The 21,336-nt window shown below is 71.1% G+C and carries 14 protein-coding genes and 1 pseudogene; 10 read left to right on the forward strand and 5 right to left on the reverse strand.

What is annotated here, in order from left to right; genetic code table 11:
- Window positions 1-26: 26 nt before the first annotated feature.
- Window positions 27-1,460 carry an amino acid permease gene (locus tag IF09_RS0119240; RefSeq protein WP_030297296.1) on the forward strand — a complete coding sequence of 478 codons (1,434 nt, stop codon included), beginning with the start codon at window positions 27-29 and terminating at the stop codon, window positions 1,458-1,460.
- Between the two features lie 84 nt (window positions 1,461-1,544).
- On the opposite strand, the gene IF09_RS0119245 is transcribed toward IF09_RS0119240, so the two are convergent.
- Window positions 1,545-2,126 (reverse strand): biotin transporter BioY, encoded by a 582-nt coding sequence (locus IF09_RS0119245; protein ID WP_030297297.1) that lies wholly within the window; start codon window positions 2,124-2,126, stop codon window positions 1,545-1,547.
- 285 nt (window positions 2,127-2,411) lie between these two features.
- On the opposite strand from IF09_RS0119245, the gene IF09_RS0119250 reads away from it, so the two are divergent.
- Window positions 2,412-3,827 carry an amino acid permease gene (locus tag IF09_RS0119250; protein ID WP_030297299.1) on the forward strand — a complete coding sequence of 472 codons (1,416 nt, stop codon included), beginning with the start codon at window positions 2,412-2,414 and terminating at the stop codon, window positions 3,825-3,827.
- 70 nt (window positions 3,828-3,897) lie between these two features.
- Here the strand turns inward: IF09_RS0119250 and IF09_RS0119255 are convergent, their stop codons facing one another.
- Window positions 3,898-4,680 (reverse strand): SDR family NAD(P)-dependent oxidoreductase, encoded by a 783-nt coding sequence (locus IF09_RS0119255; RefSeq protein WP_030297301.1) that lies wholly within the window; start codon window positions 4,678-4,680, stop codon window positions 3,898-3,900.
- A gap of 165 nt (window positions 4,681-4,845) precedes the next feature.
- Between IF09_RS0119255 and IF09_RS0119260 the strand changes: the two genes are divergently transcribed.
- On the forward strand, window positions 4,846-6,255 hold the full coding sequence (locus tag IF09_RS0119260) for an amino acid permease (protein ID WP_030297303.1): 1,410 nt from the start codon (window positions 4,846-4,848) through the stop codon (window positions 6,253-6,255).
- A 184-nt stretch (window positions 6,256-6,439) separates the two neighbouring features.
- Complete coding sequence (locus IF09_RS0119265; protein ID WP_030297304.1) at window positions 6,440-7,096, forward strand: superoxide dismutase; 657 nt, start codon at window positions 6,440-6,442, stop codon at window positions 7,094-7,096.
- A 121-nt stretch (window positions 7,097-7,217) separates the two neighbouring features.
- Here the strand turns inward: IF09_RS0119265 and IF09_RS0119270 are convergent, their stop codons facing one another.
- On the reverse strand, window positions 7,218-7,865 hold the full coding sequence (locus IF09_RS0119270; protein WP_030297305.1) for a DsbA family protein: 648 nt from the start codon (window positions 7,863-7,865) through the stop codon (window positions 7,218-7,220).
- Between the two features lie 124 nt (window positions 7,866-7,989).
- Here IF09_RS0119270 and pepN (IF09_RS0119275) point away from each other — a divergent pair, with 124 nt between their 5' ends.
- The 5 genes and pseudogenes from pepN (IF09_RS0119275) to IF09_RS0119295 all read left to right on the forward strand — a co-directional run bounded on the left by pepN (IF09_RS0119275) (window position 7,990) and on the right by IF09_RS0119295 (window position 17,043).
- Window positions 7,990-10,548, forward strand: a complete 2,559-nt coding sequence (pepN, locus tag IF09_RS0119275) for an aminopeptidase N (protein ID WP_030297307.1) — start codon at window positions 7,990-7,992, stop codon at window positions 10,546-10,548.
- A gap of 158 nt (window positions 10,549-10,706) precedes the next feature.
- A complete protein-coding gene (locus IF09_RS0119280) occupies window positions 10,707-11,666 on the forward strand; it encodes a hypothetical protein (RefSeq protein ID WP_030297309.1) in 960 nt (319 codons plus the stop codon).
- A 68-nt stretch (window positions 11,667-11,734) separates the two neighbouring features.
- A pseudogene (locus tag IF09_RS0119285) lies at window positions 11,735-12,166 on the forward strand (ABATE domain-containing protein); the annotation flags it as partial.
- 303 nt (window positions 12,167-12,469) lie between these two features.
- On the forward strand, window positions 12,470-15,799 hold the full coding sequence (locus tag IF09_RS0119290) for a S8 family serine peptidase (protein ID WP_030297312.1): 3,330 nt from the start codon (window positions 12,470-12,472) through the stop codon (window positions 15,797-15,799).
- 215 nt (window positions 15,800-16,014) lie between these two features.
- Window positions 16,015-17,043, forward strand: a complete 1,029-nt coding sequence (locus tag IF09_RS0119295) for an aspartate-semialdehyde dehydrogenase (RefSeq protein WP_030297318.1) — start codon at window positions 16,015-16,017, stop codon at window positions 17,041-17,043.
- Window positions 17,044-17,114: 71 nt separating this feature from the next.
- On the opposite strand, the gene IF09_RS0119300 is transcribed toward IF09_RS0119295, so the two are convergent.
- Complete coding sequence (locus IF09_RS0119300) at window positions 17,115-17,636, reverse strand: DUF1203 domain-containing protein (protein ID WP_030297320.1); 522 nt, start codon at window positions 17,634-17,636, stop codon at window positions 17,115-17,117.
- A gap of 141 nt (window positions 17,637-17,777) precedes the next feature.
- Between IF09_RS0119300 and pepN (IF09_RS0119305) the strand changes: the two genes are divergently transcribed.
- A complete protein-coding gene (gene pepN, locus IF09_RS0119305) occupies window positions 17,778-20,369 on the forward strand; it encodes an aminopeptidase N (RefSeq protein WP_030297321.1) in 2,592 nt (863 codons plus the stop codon).
- A 64-nt stretch (window positions 20,370-20,433) separates the two neighbouring features.
- Here pepN (IF09_RS0119305) and IF09_RS0119310 read toward each other — a convergent pair whose 3' ends face one another.
- Window positions 20,434-21,333 carry a LysR family transcriptional regulator gene (locus tag IF09_RS0119310; RefSeq protein ID WP_030297323.1) on the reverse strand — a complete coding sequence of 300 codons (900 nt, stop codon included), beginning with the start codon at window positions 21,331-21,333 and terminating at the stop codon, window positions 20,434-20,436.
- Window positions 21,334-21,336: the final 3 nt, after the last annotated feature.

Consider the following 21,336-nt stretch of genomic DNA (forward strand, 5'->3'; position numbering starts at 1 on the left):
CAACCCGAGAACCTAAGGATCCGTCCATGAGCTCCACGACGACCCTTCAGAAGGCAGGCGACCCCACCGGTAACTCCGGTGAAGGCCTGCCCTCCGACGGTCTGAAGGCCGGTCTCAAGAACCGCCATCTTTCCATGATCGCCATTGGCGGCGTCATCGGCGCCGGTCTCTTCGTCGGCTCTGGTGGCGGCATCGCCAAGGCCGGCCCCGCCATCCTGATCTCATACCTCCTCGTCGGCGCGCTGGTCGTCTTCGTGATGCGGATGCTCGGCGAGATGGCCGCCGCCAGCCCGAACTCGGGCTCCTTCTCGGCGTACGCCGACCGGGCTCTCGGCCGCTGGGCCGGCTTCTCCATCGGCTGGCTGTACTGGTTCTTCTGGGTCGTGGTGCTCGCCGTGGAGGCGACCGCCGGCGCGAAGATCCTCGAAGGCTGGGTCCCTGCCGTCCCGCAGTGGGGCTGGGCCCTGATCGTGATGGTGGTCCTGACGGTCACCAACCTCGGCTCGGTCGCCTCCTACGGCGAGTTCGAGTTCTGGTTCGCCGGCATCAAGGTCGTCGCCATCGGCGCCTTCGTGGTCGTCGGCATGCTGGCCGTGTTCGGCGTGCTGCCGGGCTCGGACAACCCGGGTGCGGGCTTCGCCCACCTCACCGACGCCGGCGGATTCATGCCGAACGGCTGGGGCTCCATCCTCACCGGTGTGCTGATGGTCGTCTTCTCCTTCATGGGCAGCGAGATCGTCACCCTGGCGGCCGGCGAGTCCGAGGACCCGCGCCGCGCGGTCACCAAGGCCACCAACTCGGTGATCTGGCGCATCGGCGTCTTCTACCTGGGCTCGATCTTCATCGTCCTCACCCTGCTGCCGTGGAACGACAAGTCGATCGTCGACAAGGGTTCGTACGTCGCCGCCCTGGACTCGATCGGCATCGCGCACGCCGGCCAGATCATGAACGTGATCGTCCTGACCGCTGTGCTGTCCTGCCTGAACTCGGGCATGTACACGGCCTCCCGCATGGCGTTCTCGCTGGGTGAGCGCGGTGACGCGCCCAAGATCTTCGCCAAGGTCAACAAGCGGGGCGTGCCCATGGCCGCGATCCTGGGCTCGGTCGTCTTCGGCTTCGCCGCGGTCTACTTCAACTACACCTCCCCGGACACGGTCTTCAGCTTCCTGCTGAACTCCTCGGGTGCGATCGCTCTCTTCGTGTGGCTGGTCATCTGCCTGACCCAGCTGCGGATGCGCAAGATCCTCGTCCGCGAGGCGCCGGAGAAGCTGACGGTCAAGATGTGGCTCTTCCCGTACCTGACGTGGGCCACCGCCGCGATGATCACCTTCGTCCTGGCCTACATGGTCTACGACAAGGACAACCGCGAGACGGTCATGCTGTCGCTGCTGGTCGCCGCCGTCGTGCTGGTCATCGGCGTGGTGCGCGACATGCGCCGCAAGGCGGCCGAGCGCGCCTAGGCACGCGTGCAGGCAGACGCGGCAGCCCCGGACCACTTCGCGTGGTCCGGGGCTGCCGTGCTTGCCGCGCTCGCCGTACGGGGGCTACTTGCGGCCGACCAGCTTCCAGGTGGCGGGCAGCAGGCCCATGGCCAGCGCGGCCTTGAGCGCGTCGCCGATCAGGAACGGGGTCAGACCCGCCGCGACGGCCGCGCCGAAGGACATCCCGGTGGACAGCGCCAGGTACGGCACACCCACCGCGTAGATCAGGGCGGAGCCCAGCGCCATGGTCGCGGCCGTACGGAGCACCGAGCGGTCGGCGCCGCGGCGGGCCAGGGCGCCCACGACGGTGGCGGCGAGCAGCATGCCGAGCACGTAGCCGAAGGAGGCGCCGCCCGCGCCGGAGGTGCCGCCCGCGAACCACGGCACGCCCGCCATGCCGACGAGCGCATACAGGGCGAGCGAGAGGAACCCGCGGCGGGCACCGAAGGCGGTGCCGACCAGCAGGGCCGCGAAGGTCTGGCCGGTGACCGGGACCGGGGAGCCGGGGACGGGCACTGAGAGCTGCGCGGCCAGACCGGTGAGCGCGGCTCCGCCGGCGACGAGCGCGATGTCGCGGACGCGGCTCGCGGGCAGCAGGTCGGCGAGGACGGCGCCGGGGCGGAAGGAAACGGAAGCAGTGCTCATCGGAGGCTCCGCGGGGTGAGGGTGACGGGACGATCACCGACGCTAGTGCGCGGCCGGGCGCCTCCCCACCGCCGGCCGGGACAAAGCCCTACTCACCGGTTTGGTGGGGAGTGCACAAAGAGGCCGGTTTACACCTGACGTGCAGTGATCCGCGTCACGAGCCAGATTCAGACAACACGTCCGTTTTGCACGGAGGGGCGCCGTCCGGCGAGACTGTAGGGTCCCGCCAATCCTCTGCGGAGCCCCCACCGCCGCTGCCGAGCACGAGAGTACGAGCACCCACTCATGCGCGACCGCTTGCCCACCGCACCGCCTTCCGGGCCCACCCCGCCGACCGGGCCGGGCCTGCCGGAGGAACCCCTCAGCCACAGTCTCAAGCAGCGCCACCTGACCATGCTCGGCCTCGGCGGCGTGATCGGCGCCGGGCTGTTCGTCGGATCCGGAGCCGGCATCGGCATCGCCGGCCCCGCGATCATCTGCTCGTACCTGCTGGCGGGCGCCCTCGCCATGCTGGTGATGCGCGCGCTCGGCGAGATGTCGGCGGCGATGCCCGCCTCCGGCTCGTTCTCCGTGTACGCGGAGCGGGCGCTGGGCCGCTGGGCCGGTTTCTCCGCGGGCTGGCTGTACTGGTTCCTGCTGGTCGTGGTGCTGGCCGTGGAGGCCACCGGCGCGGCGAAGATCGCGAACGGCTGGCTGCCCTCGGTCGACCAGTGGGTCTGGGTGCTCGTCTTCATGGTGGTCTTCACCGTGAGCAACCTGGCCGCCGTGAAGAACTTCGGCGAGTTCGAGTTCTGGTTCGCGGCCCTCAAGGTCGGCGCGATCGTGCTCTTCCTGATCCTCGGCACCCTCGCGATCTTCGGCCTGCTCCCGGACACGGATCCGGTCGGCACGGCCAACCTCACCGGCCAGGGCGGCTTCTTCCCCGAGGGCTTCGGCGGAGTGGTCGCCGGCATGCTCGCCGTCATCTTCGCCTTCGGCGGCCTGGAGGTCGTCACCATCGCGGCCGCCGAGTCCGACGACCCGGCGAAGTCCGTGGCGCGCGCGGTGCGCAGCGCCGTGTGGCGCATCCTCTTCTTCTATGTCGGCTCGATGGTGGTCATCGTCACCCTGCTGCCGTGGGACTCGCTTACGCCGGGTGAGAGCCCGTACGTCGCGGTGCTGGACTCCATCGGGATCCCGGCGGCCGGACAGATCATGAACATCGTGGTGTTCGTGGCGCTGCTCTCCGCGCTCAACGCCAACCTGTACGGCTCCTCCCGCATGGTGTTCTCGCTGGCCGAGCGCGGCGAGGCGCCCAAGGCGCTGCTGAAGGTGTCCGGCGGCGGAGTGCCGCGCCGGGCCGTGTTCGCCTCGGTGGCCTTCGGCTTCGTGTCGGTGGTGCTGAACCTGCTGTGGCCGGACACGGTCTTCCTCTACATGCTCAACGCGGTCGGCGCGGTGCTGCTGTTCGTGTGGGCGCTGATCGCGGTCTCGCAGCTGAAGCTGCGCCGCATGCTGGAGCGCGACATGCCGGAGCGGCTCACGCTGCGGATGTGGTGCTTCCCGTACCTGACGTGGGCGGCGCTGCTCGGTATGGCGGCGGTGCTGGTGCTGATGCTGTTCGACGACTCGGCGCGGCCGCAGCTGCTGTGGTCCACCGGTGCGGCCGCGGCCGTGCTGGTCGTGGCGTGGGTGCGGGAGATCCGGGCGCGCCGGGCCTGATCCCGCGGAAGCGGTGAAGGAGCGGGCCCCCGTGCCGGAAGGCGGGGGCCCGCTGCGCGTTCGGGGGCCGTCAGGTCCGCAGGTACGAGGCGCCGTTGACGTCGAGGACCGTGCCCGAGCTCCAGGCCGCCGCGGGCGAGGCGAGGTGGAGGACCGCGGCGGCGACCTCCTCGGGGGTGCCGACCCGGCCGAAGGGGCTCTGGGCGCGGATGCGTTCGCCCTCCTCCCCGTCGAGCCGGCCGGCGACCCGTTCGGTGGCCACGAAGCCGGGTGCGACGGCCGCGACCGCGATGCCGTGCGGGGCCAGGGAGACGGCGAGGGACTGGCCGAGGGCGTGCAGGGCGGCCTTGGTGGCGCCGTACGCCGGGTGGTCGGGCTCACCCCGGAAGGCGCCGCGCGAGCCGATGTTGACGACTCGGCCCGCGCGGCGGCCGTCGATCATGCGGCGGGCGACGCAGTGCACGAGGTTGGCGGCGCCGAACAGGTTGACCGCGGCGGTGTGCTGCCAGGCCGCCTGCCAGTCGGTGTACGAGGTGGTGGGCAACGGGTGCGCGACCATAACGGCGGCATTGTTGACCAGCACGTCCACACCGTCGAGCGCGTCCTCGGCCGCCGCGGCCAGGTCCGCCACCTGCGCGGGGTCGGCGAGGTCGCCGGTGAGCAGGACGTGGCCGTCCCCGGGCAGCTCGGCCAAGGTCCGTTCGGCGTCGGCCCGGCGGGCGGTGCAGTGCACGGCGACCCGGTCGCCCTGACGGGCGAAGGCGGTGGCGACGGCCCGCCCGATGCCCCGGGAGGCTCCGGTGACCAGTACGCCCCGCCCCGTCGCCGCCAATTCCCGTATGCCGTGGTCCATTCGGCCCCCTGCCGCGTTTCCATGTCCTGCCGCGAGCGTACGGGGACGATCACCGATGGTCATCCCGTTGTCCGGATAGCGGACGTCGCCCGTCCGATGATCGGACAACGGTGAGACTGGGGCACTTCCTCCCGTCCACCCGCACACCGGACAGGCAACACCTCCATGAGCCAGACCTCCACCGCGCCCCGCGCCCAGGACGCGTCGTCCCCGGGCGGCGCCGGATCCCCGCTCGGCAACGGCCTCAAGCAGCGCCACCTCTCGATGATCGCCCTCGGCGGGGTCATCGGCGCCGGCCTCTTCGTCGGCTCCGGCGCCGGGATCGCCGCCGCGGGTCCCTCGATCGTGATCGCGTACGCCGTGTCCGGGCTGCTCGTGATGTTCGTGATGCGGATGCTCGGCGAGATGTCCGCCGCGAACCCCGCCTCCGGCTCGTTCTCCGTGCACGCGGACCGGGCGATCGGCCCGTGGGCCGGATTCACGGCCGGCTGGATGTTCTGGACGCTGCTGTGCGTGGGCGTGGCCATCGAGGCGATCGGCGCGGCGCACATCATGACCGGCTGGTTCCCCGGCACCGCGTCCTGGATGTGGGTGCTGGCCTTCATGGCCCTGTTCTGCGGCACCAACCTGGCCGCCGTCTCCCACTTCGGCGAGTTCGAGTTCTGGTTCGCCGCCCTCAAGATCGGCGCGATCGCGCTGTTCCTGGGCCTGGGCGTGCTGGCCGTCCTGGGCCTGCTGCCCGGCACCTCCTCCCCCGGCAGCGCGAACCTGGTGCACGACGGCGGGTTCCTGCCCAACGGCATGGACGGCCTGCTGGTCGGACTGCTCGCCTCGGTCGTCGCGTACGGCGGTCTGGAGACGGTGACCATCGCGGCCGCCGAGTCCGACGACCCCGTCAAGGGCGTGGCCCGGGCCGTGAGGACCACCATGTGGCGGATCGCGATCGTGTACGTCGGCTCCATGCTGGTCATCGTCACGCTGCTGCCGTGGAACGACCCGGCGGTGACCGGGGAGGGGCCGTACGCGGCCACCCTGGACCACCTGGGGATCCCGGCCGCCGGCGAGATCATGAACGTGGTCATCCTGATCGCCCTGCTGTCGGCGATGAACGCCAACGTCTACGGCTCCTCGCGGATGGCCCACTCGCTCGTCTCCCGCGGCCAGGGCCCCAAGGCCCTGGGCAAGGTCAGCGGCCGGGTGCCGCGCCGCGCGGTGCTCGCCTCCTGCGGGTTCGGCTTCGTCACCGTGCTGCTGTCGTACTGGTACCCGGACACCCTGTTCGCCTGGCTGCTGAACATGGTCGGCGGGGTCATCCTCGTCGTCTGGGGCTTCATCGCCGTCTCGCAGTTGGTGCTGCGGCGCCGGCTGGAGCGGGAGGCCCCCGAGAAGCTGGTCGTGAGGATGTGGGGCTTCCCGTATCTGACCTGGGTGGCACTGGCCGGGGTGGCCGGGGTCCTGGTCCTGATGCTCCTGGGCGAGGACACCCGGGTCCAGGTGGTGTTCACCGGCGGCCTCACCCTCGCCCTCGCGGCGACCGGCTACGTGATGCAGCGCCGGGCCGCGGCCCGGGCCTGAGCTGCCCGCACACGACGAAGGCGCTCCCCCTGCCATCGACAGGGGGAGCGCCTTCGTCGTGTGCGGGGCACGCCGGACGAGGTCAGGTCACCCTTATGTGATCTCCGGAATAGATACTGCTAGCGTGCAGTTGCGCATTGGTTGCAATAAGCAGTTGGCACGCTGAGGGGACCGGACAACACGCATGGCCATCTACACGCTTCCTGAGCTTCCGTACGACTACGCGGCACTCGAGCCGGTGATCAACCCGCAGATCATCGAGCTGCACCACGACAAGCACCACGCGGCCTACGTCGCCGGCGCCAACACCACGCTGGAGCAGCTGGAGGAGGCGCGCGACAAGGAGAACTGGGGCGCGCTGAACGGCCTGGAGAAGAACCTGGCCTTCCACCTCTCCGGCCACATCCTGCACAGCATCTACTGGCACAACATGGCCAGCCCGAAGACCGGTGAGGGCGGCGGGGAGCCCACCGCCGCGGACGGCATCGGCGAGCTCGCGGACGCCATCACCGAGTCGTTCGGCTCCTTCGCGAAGTTCAGGAAGCAGCTGACCTTCGCGTCCTCCGCCACGCAGGGCTCCGGCTGGGGCGTGCTCGCGTACGAGCCGGTCAGCGGCCGCCTGATCGTCGAGCAGATCTACGACCACCAGGGCAACGTGGGCGCCGCGAGCACCCCGATCCTGGTCTTCGACGCCTGGGAGCACGCCTTCTACCTGCAGTACAAGAACCAGAAGGCGGACTTCATCGAGGCCATGTGGAACGTCGTCAACTGGCAGGACGTGGCCGGGCGCTACGCCGACGCCAAGGCGAACACCCCGCTGCTGATCCCCGCCAAGGGCTGATCACAGCCGCCCAGCCCGTCCGCCTCGTGATCGTCTTCTCAGCCTTCGCGTGCGGGCGTGTCCAATGGAAAACCCCCGCAAGGACGTGACTTGCGGGGGTCTTCTGCATCCGGCAGCAGGCCTACTCGAAGGACGGGCCCTTGGTGCGGGTGCGCTTGATCTCGTAGAAGCCGGGGGTGGAGGCGACCAGCAGGGTGCCGTCCCACAGCCGGGCCGCGGCCTCGCCGCGCGGGGTCGGGGTGACGACCGGCCCGAAGAAGGCCACCTCGTCGCCCTCGGCGCCGGGCACGGAGATCACCGGGGTGCCGACCTCCTGGCCGACGCGCTCGATGCCGTTGTTGTGGGAGTCGCGCAGTACCTGGTCGTACTCGTCGGAGTCGGCGTACGCGAGCAGCTCGGCCGGCAGGCCGGCCTCCGCCAGCGCCTCGGCGATGACCTCGCGGGTCGCGCCCTTGTCCTCGTTGTGGATCCGGGTGCCGAGCGCGGTGTAGAGCTTGCCGGTGATCTCGTCGCCGTGCTTCTGCTGGGCCGCGATGACCACGCGGACCGGCGCCCAGCCCTTGGGGCCGAGGATCTCGCGGTAGTGCTCGGGCAGTTCGTCGAGCTTGTTCTCGTTGAGGACGGCGAGGCTCATCACGTGCCAGCGCACCTCGACGTCGCGGACCTTCTCGACCTCCAGCATCCAGCGGGACGTCATCCAGGCCCAGGGGCAGAGCGGGTCGAACCAGAAGTCGACCGGGGTCTTCTCTCGCACCTGGGTGTCGGCCATGTCTCTCCTCGTGTCGCTTGGGTACGGCGGGACCTGTTCCCCCTCGCCAACGAGCCCGGGACCTTCCGCATTCCCCCGTGCGAGGATTCGATCAGGTATCGCGATCACGCACGAAGGAGTGCACGTGCCCGGAGAGAATCTGTCCCGTGACGAGGCCCGCGAGCGGGCCGAGCTGCTGTCCGTCGACGGGTACGAGGTGGTCCTCGACCTGAGGTCCGCCGTGGACGAGGCGGAACCGGCCGACGGCCCCCGGACCTTCCGCTCGGTGACCACGATCCGCTTCCAGTCCGCGGCCCCCGGCTCGGCCACCTTCGCGGACCTCGTCGCCCCGTCGGTGAACTCCGTCACGCTCAACGGGCGCGCACTGGACCCGGCCGCCGTCTTCGACGGGGCGCGGATCGCCCTGACCGACCTGGCCTCGGAGAACGTCCTGGTGGTGGACGCGAACTGCGCGTACAGCCGGACGGGCGAGGGCATGCACCGCTTCGTGGACCCGGAGGACGGCGAGGTCTACCTCTACACGCAGTACGAGCCTGCCGACGCCCGGCGGGTGTACGCGAACTTCGAGCAGCCCGACCTGAAGGCGCCCTACCGCTTCGAGGTGACCGCGCCCGAGGGCTGGCAGGTCTGGAGCAACGGCGCGGAGGAGTCCCGCGAGGGCCAGACCCGGCGGTTCGCCGAGACCGCCCCGATCTCCACGTACATCACGTGCGTGGTGGCGGGCCCGTACCACTACGTGACGGACACCTACACGCGCGGGGACCTGACGATCCCGCTGGGCGCGATGTGCCGCAAGGGGCTGGCGAAGCACTTCGACGCGGACGACGTCTTCCTGGTCACCAAGCAGGGCTTCGACTTCTTCCACGAGCACTTCGACTACCCGTACCCCTTCGGGAAGTACGACCAGGCCTTCGTGCCCGAGTACAACCTGGGCGCGATGGAGAACCCGGGGATGGTGACCTTCCGCGAGGAGTACATCTTCCGCGGCAAGGTGACCCGGGCCGCGTACGAGCGCCGCTGCAACACGATCCTGCACGAGATGGCCCACATGTGGTTCGGCGACCTCGTCACCATGAAGTGGTGGGACGACCTGTGGCTGAAGGAGTCCTTCGCGGACTTCATGGGCTCCTTCTCGCAGGTGGACGCGACCCGCTTCGACCAGGCGTGGGTGACCTTCGCCAACAGCCGCAAGGCGTGGGCGTACCGGGCCGACCAGCTGCCCTCCACGCACCCGATCACGGCCGACATCCGTGACCTGGAGGACGCGAAGCTCAACTTCGACGGCATCACGTACGCCAAGGGCGCGGCGGTGCTCAAGCAGCTGGTGGCGTACGTGGGGCGGGACGCGTTCCTCGAGGGCGCGCGGCGCTACTTCAAGGCCAACGCGTACGGGAACACCACGCTGGACGACCTGCTGGCGGTGCTCGGGGAGGTCTCCGGGCGGGACATGGCCGAGTGGTCCCGGGCATGGCTGCAGACGGCCGGCGTGAACGTGCTGACGCCGGTGGTGACGTACGACGCGGGCGGCCGGGTGACCGAGCTGGCTGTCGTCCAGGAGGGCGAGGAGCTTCGCCCGCACCGGGTCGCGGTCGGCCTGTACCGGCTGGAGGACGGCTCGCTGGTGCGCTATGCGCAGGCCGAGGCGGACGTGGCGGGGGTCCGGACGGCCGTGGCGGAGCTGGCCGGGCAGGAGCGGCCCGACCTGGTGCTCGTCAACGACGAGGACCTCACCTACTGCAAGATGCGCTTCGACGAGGGCTCGCTGGAGACGCTGCGGGTGCGGCTCGGGGACGTGGCGGATCCGCTGGCGCGGGCGCTGTGCTGGTCTGCGCTGTGGAACCTGACGCGGGACGGGCTGATGCCGGCCCGCGACTTCGTCTCGCTGGTGCTGGCCCACGCGGGGCGCGAGAGCGACGTCGGCGTGCTGCAGATGGTGCACGCGCAGGCGCTGACCGCGGTCACGCACTACGCGGTGGCCGACTGGCGCGAGCAGGGCGGCCGGGTGCTGTCCGCGGTCGCCCTGCAGGAGCTGCGGATGGCCGAGCCGGGGTCGGAGCACCAGCTGACCTGGGCCCGGTTCTTCGCGGCGAGCGCGGCCACCGAGGGCGACTTCCAGCTGCTGCTGGGACTGCTCGACGGGTCGGCGCGGATCGACGGGCTGGACGTGGACCAGGAGCTGCGGTGGGACTTCCTGCTGCCGCTGGCCGCGCACGGCGCCGTGGACGAGGCCGCGCTGGCGGCGGAACTGGTGCGGGACGACACCGCGTCGGGCAAGCGGCACCAGGTGCGGTGCCTGGCGGCGCGGCCCTCGGAAGCGGTCAAGGACCAGGCGTGGGCGGCGGTGGTCGAATCCGACGCACTGTCGAACGCGCTCGTGGAGGCGACGATCGCCGGTATGCAGCAGCCTTCGCAGCGGGCGCTGCTGGCGCCCTACGCGGAGCGCTACTTCGAGGTGATCGAGCGGATCTGGGCGGAGCGTTCGATCCAGATCGGCATGCATGTGGTGAAGGGGCTGTACCCGTCGCTGGAGGACTCGCCGGCCACGCTGGCCGCGACGGACGCGTGGCTCTCGTCCCACCCGGACGCGGCGCCTGCGCTGCGGCGCCTGGTGCTGGAGGCCCGTGACGACCTGGCCCGCGCCCTGCGCGCCCAGGCCTGCGACAAGGCGGCCGCCGCGGTCTGACGCTTCGGTCGGCGGGGCCGGATCCACGGCCCCGCCGACCGAAGCGAACGGCGGTATCGGCTTTCGAACGGCCGTACTTTAGTGCGGGCTTGTCCGGATTTGTCGACGGGAACGTAACAGGGGTTAGCAGGGCCCCGGCGAGCGGGAATCTCCGCCGCATGAACCACAACGCACCCCTCCCCCTCGCCCACCTCACCGGCAGCCGCCCCCTCGTGCTGAGCCTCGCCCAGCTCCGCGAGCACGGCGTGAGCGCCTCCGACGCCGCCGCGCGGCCCTGGCAGGAGATCCTGCCGGGGGTGTTCCTCCTCCACGCGGGCGCCGCGACCAGCGAGGAGCGCCTGCACGCCGCCCTGCTGTACGCGGGCCGCCGCGGCGGCGAGGCCATGATCACCGGGCTGGCCGCGCTCGCGCTGTACCGGTTCGGCTCCGCCCCCGCACTCACCGCCCTCGCGCAGATCGACGTGCTGGTGCCGCACACCCGCCGGCTCCGCTCCGTCGGCAGCGTGCGGATCGTGCGCTCGCACACCCCGCCCCGGCCGCAGCAGGTGACGGGGCTGCCCGTGGCACCCGCGGCCCGGGCCGTGGCCGACGCCGTCGCCCAGCTCTCCGACGCCGGGACCGTACGCCGCCTGCTGAGCGAGGCCGTTCGGGCGGGGCACTGCGAACCCGCCGCCGTCGTACGGGAGCTGACGGTGGCCCGGCTGCTGAACCGGCCCCACGTGGTGGACGCCGTCGAGGCCCTGCTCGCCGAGGGCCGGGCCATCGCCGAGGACCGGCTGTACCAGCTCGTACGGGGCTACGAGCTGCCCGAGCCGGTCTGGAACGTGGATCTGCGCCTGCCCGGCGGCCCGCACCTGGGCGGGGTCGACGCGTTCTGGCCCGAGCAGGCCGTCGCCGTGGAGATCGACACCCGCGCGCCCCGGCAGGGCGAGGACGAGCAGTTCTCCGAGGCCGTCCGCAAGCGGGAGAGCCTGGAACGGGTCGGGGTGACCGTCCTGCACATCACCCCGCGCAAGCTCCGCGACTGGCCCGAGCAGCAGGCCGCGGTCGTCCGGACCGCCCTGGCGGCGTCGGCCGACCGCGAGCCGGCCGCCTACCTGGTCGTACTCCCCCGGTGAAGGGCGACCGGCGCCGGCCGGTCACGTACGCTCGACGGATCGGCAGGCATGCACGGAGGAGCGGCGGGATGGCGACAGAGGCGGCGGATCCCCGCCCGCTGACGGGCGGACCGATCGCCCTGGACCTGCTGAACACGCGCTGGACCCAGGACGGCGAGTCCGCCGACCTCTTCGCCGGCGCCTTCGGGCTGACCCGGGTCGAGGGGCTCGCGATCTGGCTGCGCACCGCCGGGCTGGCCGGCCGCTTCCGCGCCGACGCCGCGACCCTCGTCCATCTGCTGACCGCCCGCGAGGCGCTGACCCGCGCCGTCGCGGACCCGGCCGACGCGAGTGCGCGCGCCCTGATCGACGCCGTCCTGGAGCACGGGCGGATCCGGGTCACCCTGACCGCCGAGGGCCCGGGCGAGCGGGCGGAGTTCGACGACCCGGCCTGGGGTCCGGCCTGGACGGCCGCCCGCGACTACCTGGAGCTGCTGGTCTCGGCGCCCGAGCGGCTCCGCGAGCACCGCGCGCGCACGCGCGAGCGCTGAGAAGCCGGAAGTTGTCACACCCGATCTGAGACCGGGCACCGCCGCACCTCCGTCAAGAGGTCGGGAAGTCGACAAAGCAACTCTTCAATCCCTGTGTTTCGTACGGGTACGCCCCGGTACGGCCTTGATGGCACATGCCCTGAGCTGGCGGGAGTCCGCCATGTCAGGTCTCGGTCAAGACAACGCTCCCCAAAGAGCCGTCACGTGCGCAAAGCTGACCGGTCATCCGGCACCGAAATCCGGACCGTATCTTTCACTTATCCAGGGATGCTGATGACCCTCGAATCCCCCAGCTCCATATCCGGGGCCAGACGCGTGGCACGCGTCGCGGCCGCGGCCGGTCTGGTCGCCGCGCTCGCGACCGCGGGCGCGATGCCCGTCTTCGCGGCCACCGGCCCCGCTGCCGGCACCCCGGGCACCGGCCCGGCCGTCAAGTCCGCCGACCAGAAGCTCGGTTCGGCGGACGCCGAGCTGCTGCAGGAGGCCAAGGCCAAGGGTGACGCGACCGTCACCGTCATGGTGGCCACGGCCCCCGGCCAGACCAAGCAGGTCGCGGACCAGCTCACCGCGGTCCAGGGCGCCTCCGTCGGCCAGACCGACGACAAGCTCGGCTACGTGCGGGCCACGCTGCCCACCGGCAAGGCCGAGGCCGCGCTGAAGGCGGCCGGCAAGCTGTCCTCGGTGCACGCCATGGACCTCAAGCACGAGATCCAGCTGTCGGACCCGCGCCCCGACGGCGGCAAGGAATCGGGCTCGGCGAAGAAGACCGCCTCCGAGACCTACCCGGGGCCGGACAAGAACACCCCCGCGAAGAACCCGTACAACCCGTCCTTCGAGACCGGTGCGGTGGACTTCGTCGCCAAGAACCCGCAGGCCGACGGCCGCGGCGTGACCATCGGCATCCTGGACTCGGGCGTCGACCTCGGCCACCCGGCGCTCCAGAAGACCACCACGGGCGAGCGCAAGATCGTCGACTGGGTCACCGCGACCGACCCGATCACCGACAACGACGCCACCTGGCGCGCGCAGATCACCCCGGTCGCGGCCACGGGCGGCACCTTCAGCGCCGGCGGCCAGAGCTGGAAGGCCCCGGAGGGCTCGTACCAGTGGAGCCGGTTCAGCGAGTCGATCACCGCCACCGGTGACATGAAGGGCGACGTCAACCGGGACGGGGACACCACCGACCGGTTCGGCATGCTCTACGACGCCGCCGCCGGCACCGTCCGCGTCGACACCGACCAGGACGGCGACTTCACGAACAACGAGCCGATGAAGCCGTACAAGGACGGCTACCAGATCGGCTACTTCGGCACGGACAACCCGGCGACCGACGTCGCCGAGCGCATCCCGTTCGTGATCCAGATCCGCAAGGACGTCCCGATGGACCCGCTGGGCGGGGACTGGGTCGGCAAGAAGGCCGACTTCGTCAACATCGGCATCATCGAGTCCGAGCACGGCACGCACGTCGCCGGCATCACCGCCGCCAACAGCCTCTTCGGCGGCAAGATGAACGGCGAGGCGCCCGGCGCGAAGATCGTCTCCTCGCGCGCCTGCTCCTGGTCCGGCGGCTGCACCAACGTCGCGCTGACCGAGGGCATGATCGACCTCGTCGTCAACCGCGGTGTGGACATCGTCAACATGTCCATCGGCGGCCTGCCGGCGCTGAACGACGGCAACAACGCCCGCGCCGAGCTCTACAAGAACCTCATCGACACCTACGGTGTCCAGCTCGTCATCTCGGCGGGCAACGAGGGCCCCGGTGTCAACACCATCGGCGACCCCGGTCTCGCGGACAAGGTCATCTCCGTGGGTGCCGCGGTCTCCAAGGAGACCTGGGCCGCCAACTACGGCTCCGGCGTGACCAAGAAGTACAACATGTTCCCGTTCTCCTCGCGCGGTCCGCGTGAGGACGGCGGCTTCACGCCGACCATCACCGCCCCCGGCGCTGCCATCAACACCACGCAGACCTGGCTGCCCGGCGGACCGGTGAAGGAGGCCGGCTACAGCCTGCCGGCCGGTTACTCGATGCTGCAGGGCACCTCGATGTCCTCGCCGCAGGCGGCGGGCGCCGGCGCCCTGCTGATCTCGGCCGCGAAGCAGCAGCACATCGCGCTCACCCCGGCGGGCCTGCGCGTCGCGCTCACCAGCACCGCGAAGAAGATCGACGACGTCCCGGCGCACGCCCAGGGCGCGGGTCTGATCGACATCAACGGTGCGTGGGAGTCCATCCAGCGCGGTGCCAAGGCGAACGAGTTCACCGTCAAGGCGCCCGTCGACACCGCGATCGACCAGTTCCTGAAGACCCCGGGCTTCGGCACCGGCCTCTACGACCGCGAGGGCGGCCTCAAGGTCGGCCAGAAGAAGGTCTACGACGTCGTCGTCACCCGCACCACGGGCGTCAAGTACGGCACCCGGCACAACCTGAGCTGGCGCAACAACGACGGCACGTTCAAGGTCGTCGGCGGCTACGACTACGTCACGCTGCCGCTGAACAAGCCGGTCACCATCAAGGTCGAGGCCAAGCCCACGACGGCCGGCGTCCACAGCGGCATCCTGCAGCTGGACGACGAGACCACCGAGGGCATCGACAAGCAGATCCTGACCACGGTCGTCGCCGCCACCCCGCTGGCGAAGCCGTCGTTCACGCTGTCGGACACCTCCTCCGTCCAGCGCAACAGCCACAAGTCGTACTTCGTGACGGTCCCGCAGGGCGCGAAGTCCCTCGAGGTCGCCCTCGGCGGTCTCGCGGCGGGCAGCCAGACGCGCTTCATCTCGATCCACCCGTACGGTGTGGGCGTCGAGGACAGCGCGACCACCATGTGCTACCCGAACTACGACAACCCGGCGAACAAGTGCCGCCCCGACCTGCGCTCGTACGAGAACCCGCAGCCGGGCGTCTGGGAGATCGAGGTCGAGTCGCGCCGTACGTCGCCGCTGCTCGACAACCCGTTCAAGCTGGACGTCAGCGTCCTCGGTGCGGCCTTCGACCCGGCGGTCAAGGTCCTGCCCGAGGTGAAGCAGGGCACCCCCGCCCCGGTCCAGTGGACGATCAAGAACGACGCCGCCGCCATCTCCGGCGGCAAGCTCCAGGGCGGTCCGCTCGGCTCCGCGAAGGTCGCCAAGCCGACCATCGCGAACGGCGAGCAGCAGACCACCACCGTCACCGTCGGTGAGGGCGTCTCGCGCCTGGACGTGGCGATCGGCAACGTCTCCGACACCGGCGCCGACCTCGACCTCGACGTCTTCAAGGACGGCGTGAAGGTCGGCTCGTCCGCGGACGGCGACTCCGAGGAGGCCGTGAGCCTGATCAACCCGGCCGCCGGCACCTACACCTTCGTGGTCACCGGTTACGCCGTTCCGTCCGGCTCCACCACGTACGACTACCGCGACGTGTACTTCTCGTCCGCCCTGGGCTCCGTCCAGGTCGACGAGGCCGCCGCGGTGAACCTCGCCAACGGCGCCTCGGCGACCGTCTCGGCGAACGTCGTGGCCAACAGCCCGGCGCCCGAGGGCCGGCAGTTCTTCGGCCAGGTCAAGCTGCTGAACGCCCGCGGCACCGCCGCCGGCACCGGCAGCGTCCAGATCGAGAAGGTCACCCCGTAGCACCACCGGATCCACGGATCCACACCGAAGGGGCGGTGCCGACCGGGCACCGCCCCTTCGGGCTTTCCGTACGCCGCAGGCCTGACTACCGGACGGTAACCGGGTTCACACCCCGGACACTGTCCGTTCCTCGGACAATGGATTGGACAAGCCTCGTGGGGTCGAACGCATGATGGCTTCACGCGCCCGCGTCGTACGTACCAGAAGGAGTCACCGTGAGGGTCGGAATCGTCGGAGCCACCGGACAGGTCGGCGGAGTCATGCGCGGCATCCTCGCCGAGCGCAAGTTCCCGGTGGACGAGCTGCGGCTGTTCGCCTCGGCCCGTTCCGCGGGCTCGGCCCTCGAGTGGGAGGGCCAGGAGATCACCATCGAGGACGCCTCCACGGCCGACTACTCCGGCCTGGACATCGTGCTCTTCTCCGCGGGCGGCGCGACGTCCAAGGCCCTCGCCGAGAAGGTCGCCTCCCAGGGTGCGGTCGTGATCGACAACTCCTCCGCGTGGCGCCGCGACCCCGACGTTCCCCTCGTCGTCTCCGAGGTGAACCCGCACGCGATCAAGAACCGCCCCAAGGGCATCATCGCGAACCCGAACTGCACCACCATGGCCGCGATGCCGGTGCTGCGCCCGCTGCACGAGGAGGCCGGGCTGACCGCGATGGTCGCCACCACCTACCAGGCCGTCTCCGGCTCGGGCCTGGCCGGTGTCGCCGAGCTCAAGGGCCAGGCCTGCGCGGTCTCCGAGGCCGCCGACCAGCTGACCTTCGACGGCGGCGCCGTGGACTTCCCGGAGCCGGCCGTCTACAAGCGCCCCATCGCGTACAACGTGGTCCCGCTCGCCGGCAACCTGGTGGACGACGGCTCCTTCGAGACCGACGAGGAGCAGAAGCTCCGCAACGAGTCCCGCAAGATCCTGGAGATCCCGGAGCTCAAGGTCTCCGGCACCTGCGTGCGCGTGCCGGTCTTCTCCGGTCACTCCCTCCAGGTCAATGCCCGCTTCGCGAACCCGATCAGCGTGGAGCGCGCGTACGAGCTGCTCGAGGGCGCCCCGGGCGTCGAGCTCTCGGAGATCCCGACCCCCCTGCAGGCCGCGGGCAAGGACGCCTCGTACGTGGGCCGCATCCGCGCCGACGAGACGGTCGAGAACGGCCTCGCGCTGTTCCTCTCGAACGACAACCTGCGCAAGGGCGCGGCCCTGAACGCGGTGCAGATCGCCGAGCTCGTCGCCGAGGAACTGCGCGGCTGAGCCTCCGGCCGAGCGGATGGGGCGGCACCGGCCGGTGCCGCCCCTTTTGCGTTCCCGTCGGCCGTCAGCCGTCAGGGCCGGCGGGCCTCGAAGAGGAAGCAGCCGAATTCGGTGGCGCGGACGTGCACGAGGGCGACCTCCGGGTCGGCGAAGGCCTGCGACAGCGCCTCCTCCAGCTCCGCGTCCGGCTCCTCGCCGAGGGACAGGGCGCGACCGCCGAGGATGCGGCCCCCGGCGTCGTAGCGGCGCGCCGTGCGCAGGGCCCCGGCCTGGGCGAACGGGTATCCGGATCCCTCGGCCGGCCCGCCGCAGTCGGCGGCGTGGATGAACACCGGGCCCTGCTCGTCGTACGCGCCCGGGTCGGCGCCGGTCTCGGCGGCCCAGCGGCGCAGTGGTGCGTACGAGACGAGGGCGATCCGCTCCCCGGGGCGGCTGCGGCGCAGGCAGCAGCGCAGCGGGGCGCCGCCCTCGGGGTCCTCGTAGGGCAGGCAGGGCCGGCCGGCGTCGTCACGGACGCGCAGGCCGGCGAGGGCGGCGGGGGCGAGGGGGCGTACGGCGTGGAGCGCCGGTCGGGGCGCGGAATGCGTGGTCATGCCGTCCAGGGTGCGCGCCCGGACGCGGAGAAGCTGGCGGAAATCGGACGCCGCGTTTCGCCCGTGGATTACTCCAGGGCGTCTGGTCTGCGCCACGTGGAAGGATGGCGGGGCAACGTCACCATCGAAGGAGATGAACGCGTGCCTGGCACGAATCTGACCCGTGAAGAGGCTCAGCAGCGGGCGAAGCTGCTCAGCGTCGACTCGTACGAGATCGACCTCGACCTGAGCGGGGCGCAGGAGGGCGGCACGTACCCCTCCGTGACCACCGTGCGCTTCCAGTCCGCCGAGGCGGGCGCGGAGACCTTCATCGACCTGGTCGCTCCGGCCGTGCACGAGGTCGTCCTCAACGGCAAGTCCCTGGACGTGGCCGAGGTCTTCCGGGACTCGCGCATCGCGCTGAAGCACCTCGCGGCCGGGGCCAACGAGCTGAAGGTCGTCGCGGACTGCGCGTACACCAACACGGGCGAGGGCCTGCACCGCTTCGTCGACCCGGTCGACCAGCAGGCCTACCTGTACACCCAGTTCGAGGTGCCGGACGCGCGGCGGGTGTTCGCCAGCTTCGAGCAGCCCGACCTGAAGGCGACGTTCCGGTTCACGGTGACGGCCCCCGAGGGCTGGAAGGTCATCTCGAACTCCCCGACGCCGGACGCCGCGGACGTCAAGGACAACGTCTGGCGCTTCGAGCCGACGCCGCGCATCTCCACGTACATCACGGCGCTGATCGTCGGCCCGTACCACGCGGTGCACAGCTCGTACGAGGGCCCGAACGGCCAGTCGGTGCCGCTCGGCATCTACTGCCGGCCGTCGCTCGCCGAGTTCCTGGACGCCGACGCGATCTTCGCCGTCACGCGTCAGGGCTTCGACTGGTTCCAGGAGAAGTTCGCGTACGACTACCCCTTCGCCAAGTACGACCAGCTCTTCGTCCCCGAGTTCAACGCGGGTGCGATGGAGAACGCGGGCGCGGTCACCATCCGCGACCAGTACGTCTTCCGCTCGAAGGTGACGGACGCGGCGTACGAGGGCCGCGCCGAGACGATCCTCCACGAGCTCGCCCACATGTGGTTCGGCGACCTGGTCACCATGGAGTGGTGGAACGACCTTTGGCTGAACGAGTCGTTCGCGACGTACACCTCGATCGCCTGCCAGGCGTACGCCGAGGGCACGAAGTGGCCGCAGGCGTGGACGACGTTCGCCAACTCGATGAAGACCTGGGCGTACCGGCAGGACCAGCTGCCGTCCACGCACCCGATCATGGCCGACATCCGTGACCTGGACGACGTCCTGGTCAACTTCGACGGCATCACGTACGCCAAGGGCGCCTCGGTGCTCAAGCAGCTCGTCGCCTACGTGGGCACCGACGCCTTCTTCAAGGGCGTGCAGGCGTACTTCAAGGCGCACGCGTTCGGGAACACGCGCCTTTCGGACCTGCTGGGCGCCCTCGAGGAGACCTCGGGCCGTGACCTGACCACCTGGTCGAAGGCATGGCTGGAGACGGCCGGCATCAACATCCTGCGGCCCGGGATCGAGACGGACGCGGCGGGGAACATCACCGCGTTCGCCGTGCGCCAGGAGGCCCCGGCGCTGCCCGCGGGCGCCAAGGGCGAGCCGACGCTGCGGCCGCACCGGATCGCGATCGGCCTGTACGACCTGGACGGCGGCAAGCTCGTCCGTACGGACCGGATCGAGCTGGACATCGACGGCGAGCTGACGGAGGTGCCGGAGCTGGTCGGCCGGGCCCGTCCGGCGGTCGTGCTGCTGAACGACGACGACCTGTCGTACGCCAAGGTCCGTCTGGACGAGGTCTCCCTCGCCAACGTCACCGCGCACCTGGGCGACTTCACCGAGTCGCTGCCGCGGGCGCTGTGCTGGGCCTCGGCGTGGGACATGACCCGCGACGGCGAACTGGCCACGCGCGACTACCTCGCCCTCGTCCTGTCGGGCATCGGCAAGGAGTCGGACATCGGCGTCGTCCAGTCGCTGCACCGTCAGGTGAAGCTGGCCGTCGACCTGTACGCCGACCCGGCATGGCGGGAGCAGGGCCTGGCGACCTGGACCGAGGCGACGCTGGAGCACCTGCGCGGCGCCGAGCCGGGCAGCGACCACCAGCTGGCGTGGGCCCGCGCGTTCGCGGCCACGGCCCGCACCGAGGGGCAGCTGACCTACCTGTCCGCGCTGCTGGACGGTTCGGCGGAGGTCGAGGGCCTGGTCGTCGACACCGAGCTGCGATGGGCGTTCCTGGAGCGCCTGGTCGCCACGGGCGTGCTGGGCGAGCCTGCCATCGCGGCGGAGCTGCAGCGCGACCGCACGGCGGCGGGCGAGCGCCACGCGGCCACCGCGCGGGCCGCGCGTCCGACGGCGGAGGCCAAGGCCGAGGCGTGGGCCTCGGTGGTGGACTCGGCGGACCTGCCGAACGCGGTGCAGGAGGCCGTGATCGGCGGCTTCGTCCAGACCGACCAGCGCGAGCTGCTGGCCCCTTACACCGAGAAGTACTTCGCGGTGATCAAGGGGATCTGGGAAAACCGCAGCCACGAGATCGCCCAGCAGATCGCGGTGGGCCTGTACCCGTCCCTGCAGGTCTCCCCGGAGACCCTGGCGGCGACGGACGCGTGGCTGACCTCGGCGCAGCCGAACGCGGCCCTGCGCCGCCTGGTCTCGGAGTCCCGCTCGGGCGTGGAACGCGCCCTGAAGGCCCAGTCCGCAGACGCGGCCTCGGCCTCGGCCTCGGCCTGACCCCACCCCCCGTGGGCCCGCCGAGCACGTTCGGCGGGCCCACCGGGCACGGGGCAGAGACGGCCTAGCGGGCCGCGGCGGCTTCGCGGAGAGCGGCCAGTGCGCGGGCCACCGCCGGCGCGGATTCCGAGCCCCGGCGCGTGGCCGCGATGACGTGCCGGGTCGGGCGGTCGTGGGTCAGGACCCGCACCGTCACCCCCGAGGCCCGGCTCGACACCATGCGGGGGACCAGCGCCACGCCCATGCCGGCCTCCACCATCGCCAGGATCGCGGTCCAGCCGGATGCCGAGTGCGCCTGTTCCGGCACGAAGCCTGCCGCCTCGCACGCGTTGCGGGCGATCTCCTGCCACGGTCCGCTGCCCCCGTAGATCCACGGATCGCCGGACAGGTCCGCCAGCCGCAGGGCCGGGGCCGCCGCCAGCGGGTGGTCCGGCGGGAGGGCCACGTCCAGCGGGTCCTCCATCAGCGTCAGCCGGGTGAACCGCGGGTCCCGGGCCGTCGGGGCGTGGGCCGCCAGCGAGAGGGCCAGGTCGACCGCCCCGGCCGACAGCAGCTCGTACGACTCCGCCGCCTCGGTCTCCCGTACCCGTACCTCCACCCCCGGGTGGCTCCGCCGCAGTGCCGCCACCGCCGGGACCACCAGCACCGGCACGGCCGTGGAGAACGCCCCGATCCGGACCTCCCCCGCATCCCCGGCCAGGTACCCGGCCAGCTCGGCGTCCGCGCGCTCCAGCTGCGCGAACACCGCCTCCGCATGCCGCAGTACGAGGTGCGCCGCATCCGTGAGCCGGACCCTGCGCCCCCGTGCCTCCAGCAGGGGCACTCCCAACTGCCGCGCGAGATTGGTCAGCTGCTGCGAAACGGCCGAGGGCGTCATGTGCAGCGCCTCGGCCGTCGCGGTCACGGTCCCCCGGTCGGCCAGGGTCCGCAGGATCCGCAGCTTCTTGATGTCCCACTCGGTCATGGA

Source organism: Streptomyces katrae (assembly GCF_000717655.1).
GTDB lineage: Bacteria > Actinomycetota > Actinomycetes > Streptomycetales > Streptomycetaceae > Streptomyces > Streptomyces katrae_B.

Bases quoted from the DNA above. Each gene is read 5' to 3' on its own strand.
- IF09_RS0119265 (WP_030297304.1), top strand. From the start codon at position 6,440: ATGGCCATCTACACGCTTCCTGAGCTTCCGTACGACTACGCGGCACTC.
- IF09_RS0119270 (WP_030297305.1), bottom strand. From the start codon at position 7,865: ATGGCCGACACCCAGGTGCGAGAGAAGACCCCGGTCGACTTCTGGTTC.
- IF09_RS0119290 (WP_030297312.1), top strand. From the start codon at position 12,470: ATGACCCTCGAATCCCCCAGCTCCATATCCGGGGCCAGACGCGTGGCA.
- IF09_RS0119280 (WP_030297309.1), top strand. From the start codon at position 10,707: ATGAACCACAACGCACCCCTCCCCCTCGCCCACCTCACCGGCAGCCGC.
- IF09_RS0119255 (WP_030297301.1), bottom strand. From the start codon at position 4,680: ATGGACCACGGCATACGGGAATTGGCGGCGACGGGGCGGGGCGTACTG.
- IF09_RS0119245 (WP_030297297.1), bottom strand. From the start codon at position 2,126: ATGAGCACTGCTTCCGTTTCCTTCCGCCCCGGCGCCGTCCTCGCCGAC.
- IF09_RS0119300 (WP_030297320.1), bottom strand. From the start codon at position 17,636: ATGACCACGCATTCCGCGCCCCGACCGGCGCTCCACGCCGTACGCCCC.
- IF09_RS0119260 (WP_030297303.1), top strand. From the start codon at position 4,846: ATGAGCCAGACCTCCACCGCGCCCCGCGCCCAGGACGCGTCGTCCCCG.
- IF09_RS0119250 (WP_030297299.1), top strand. From the start codon at position 2,412: ATGCGCGACCGCTTGCCCACCGCACCGCCTTCCGGGCCCACCCCGCCG.
- IF09_RS0119240 (WP_030297296.1), top strand. From the start codon at position 27: ATGAGCTCCACGACGACCCTTCAGAAGGCAGGCGACCCCACCGGTAAC.
- IF09_RS0119310 (WP_030297323.1), bottom strand. From the start codon at position 21,333: ATGACCGAGTGGGACATCAAGAAGCTGCGGATCCTGCGGACCCTGGCC.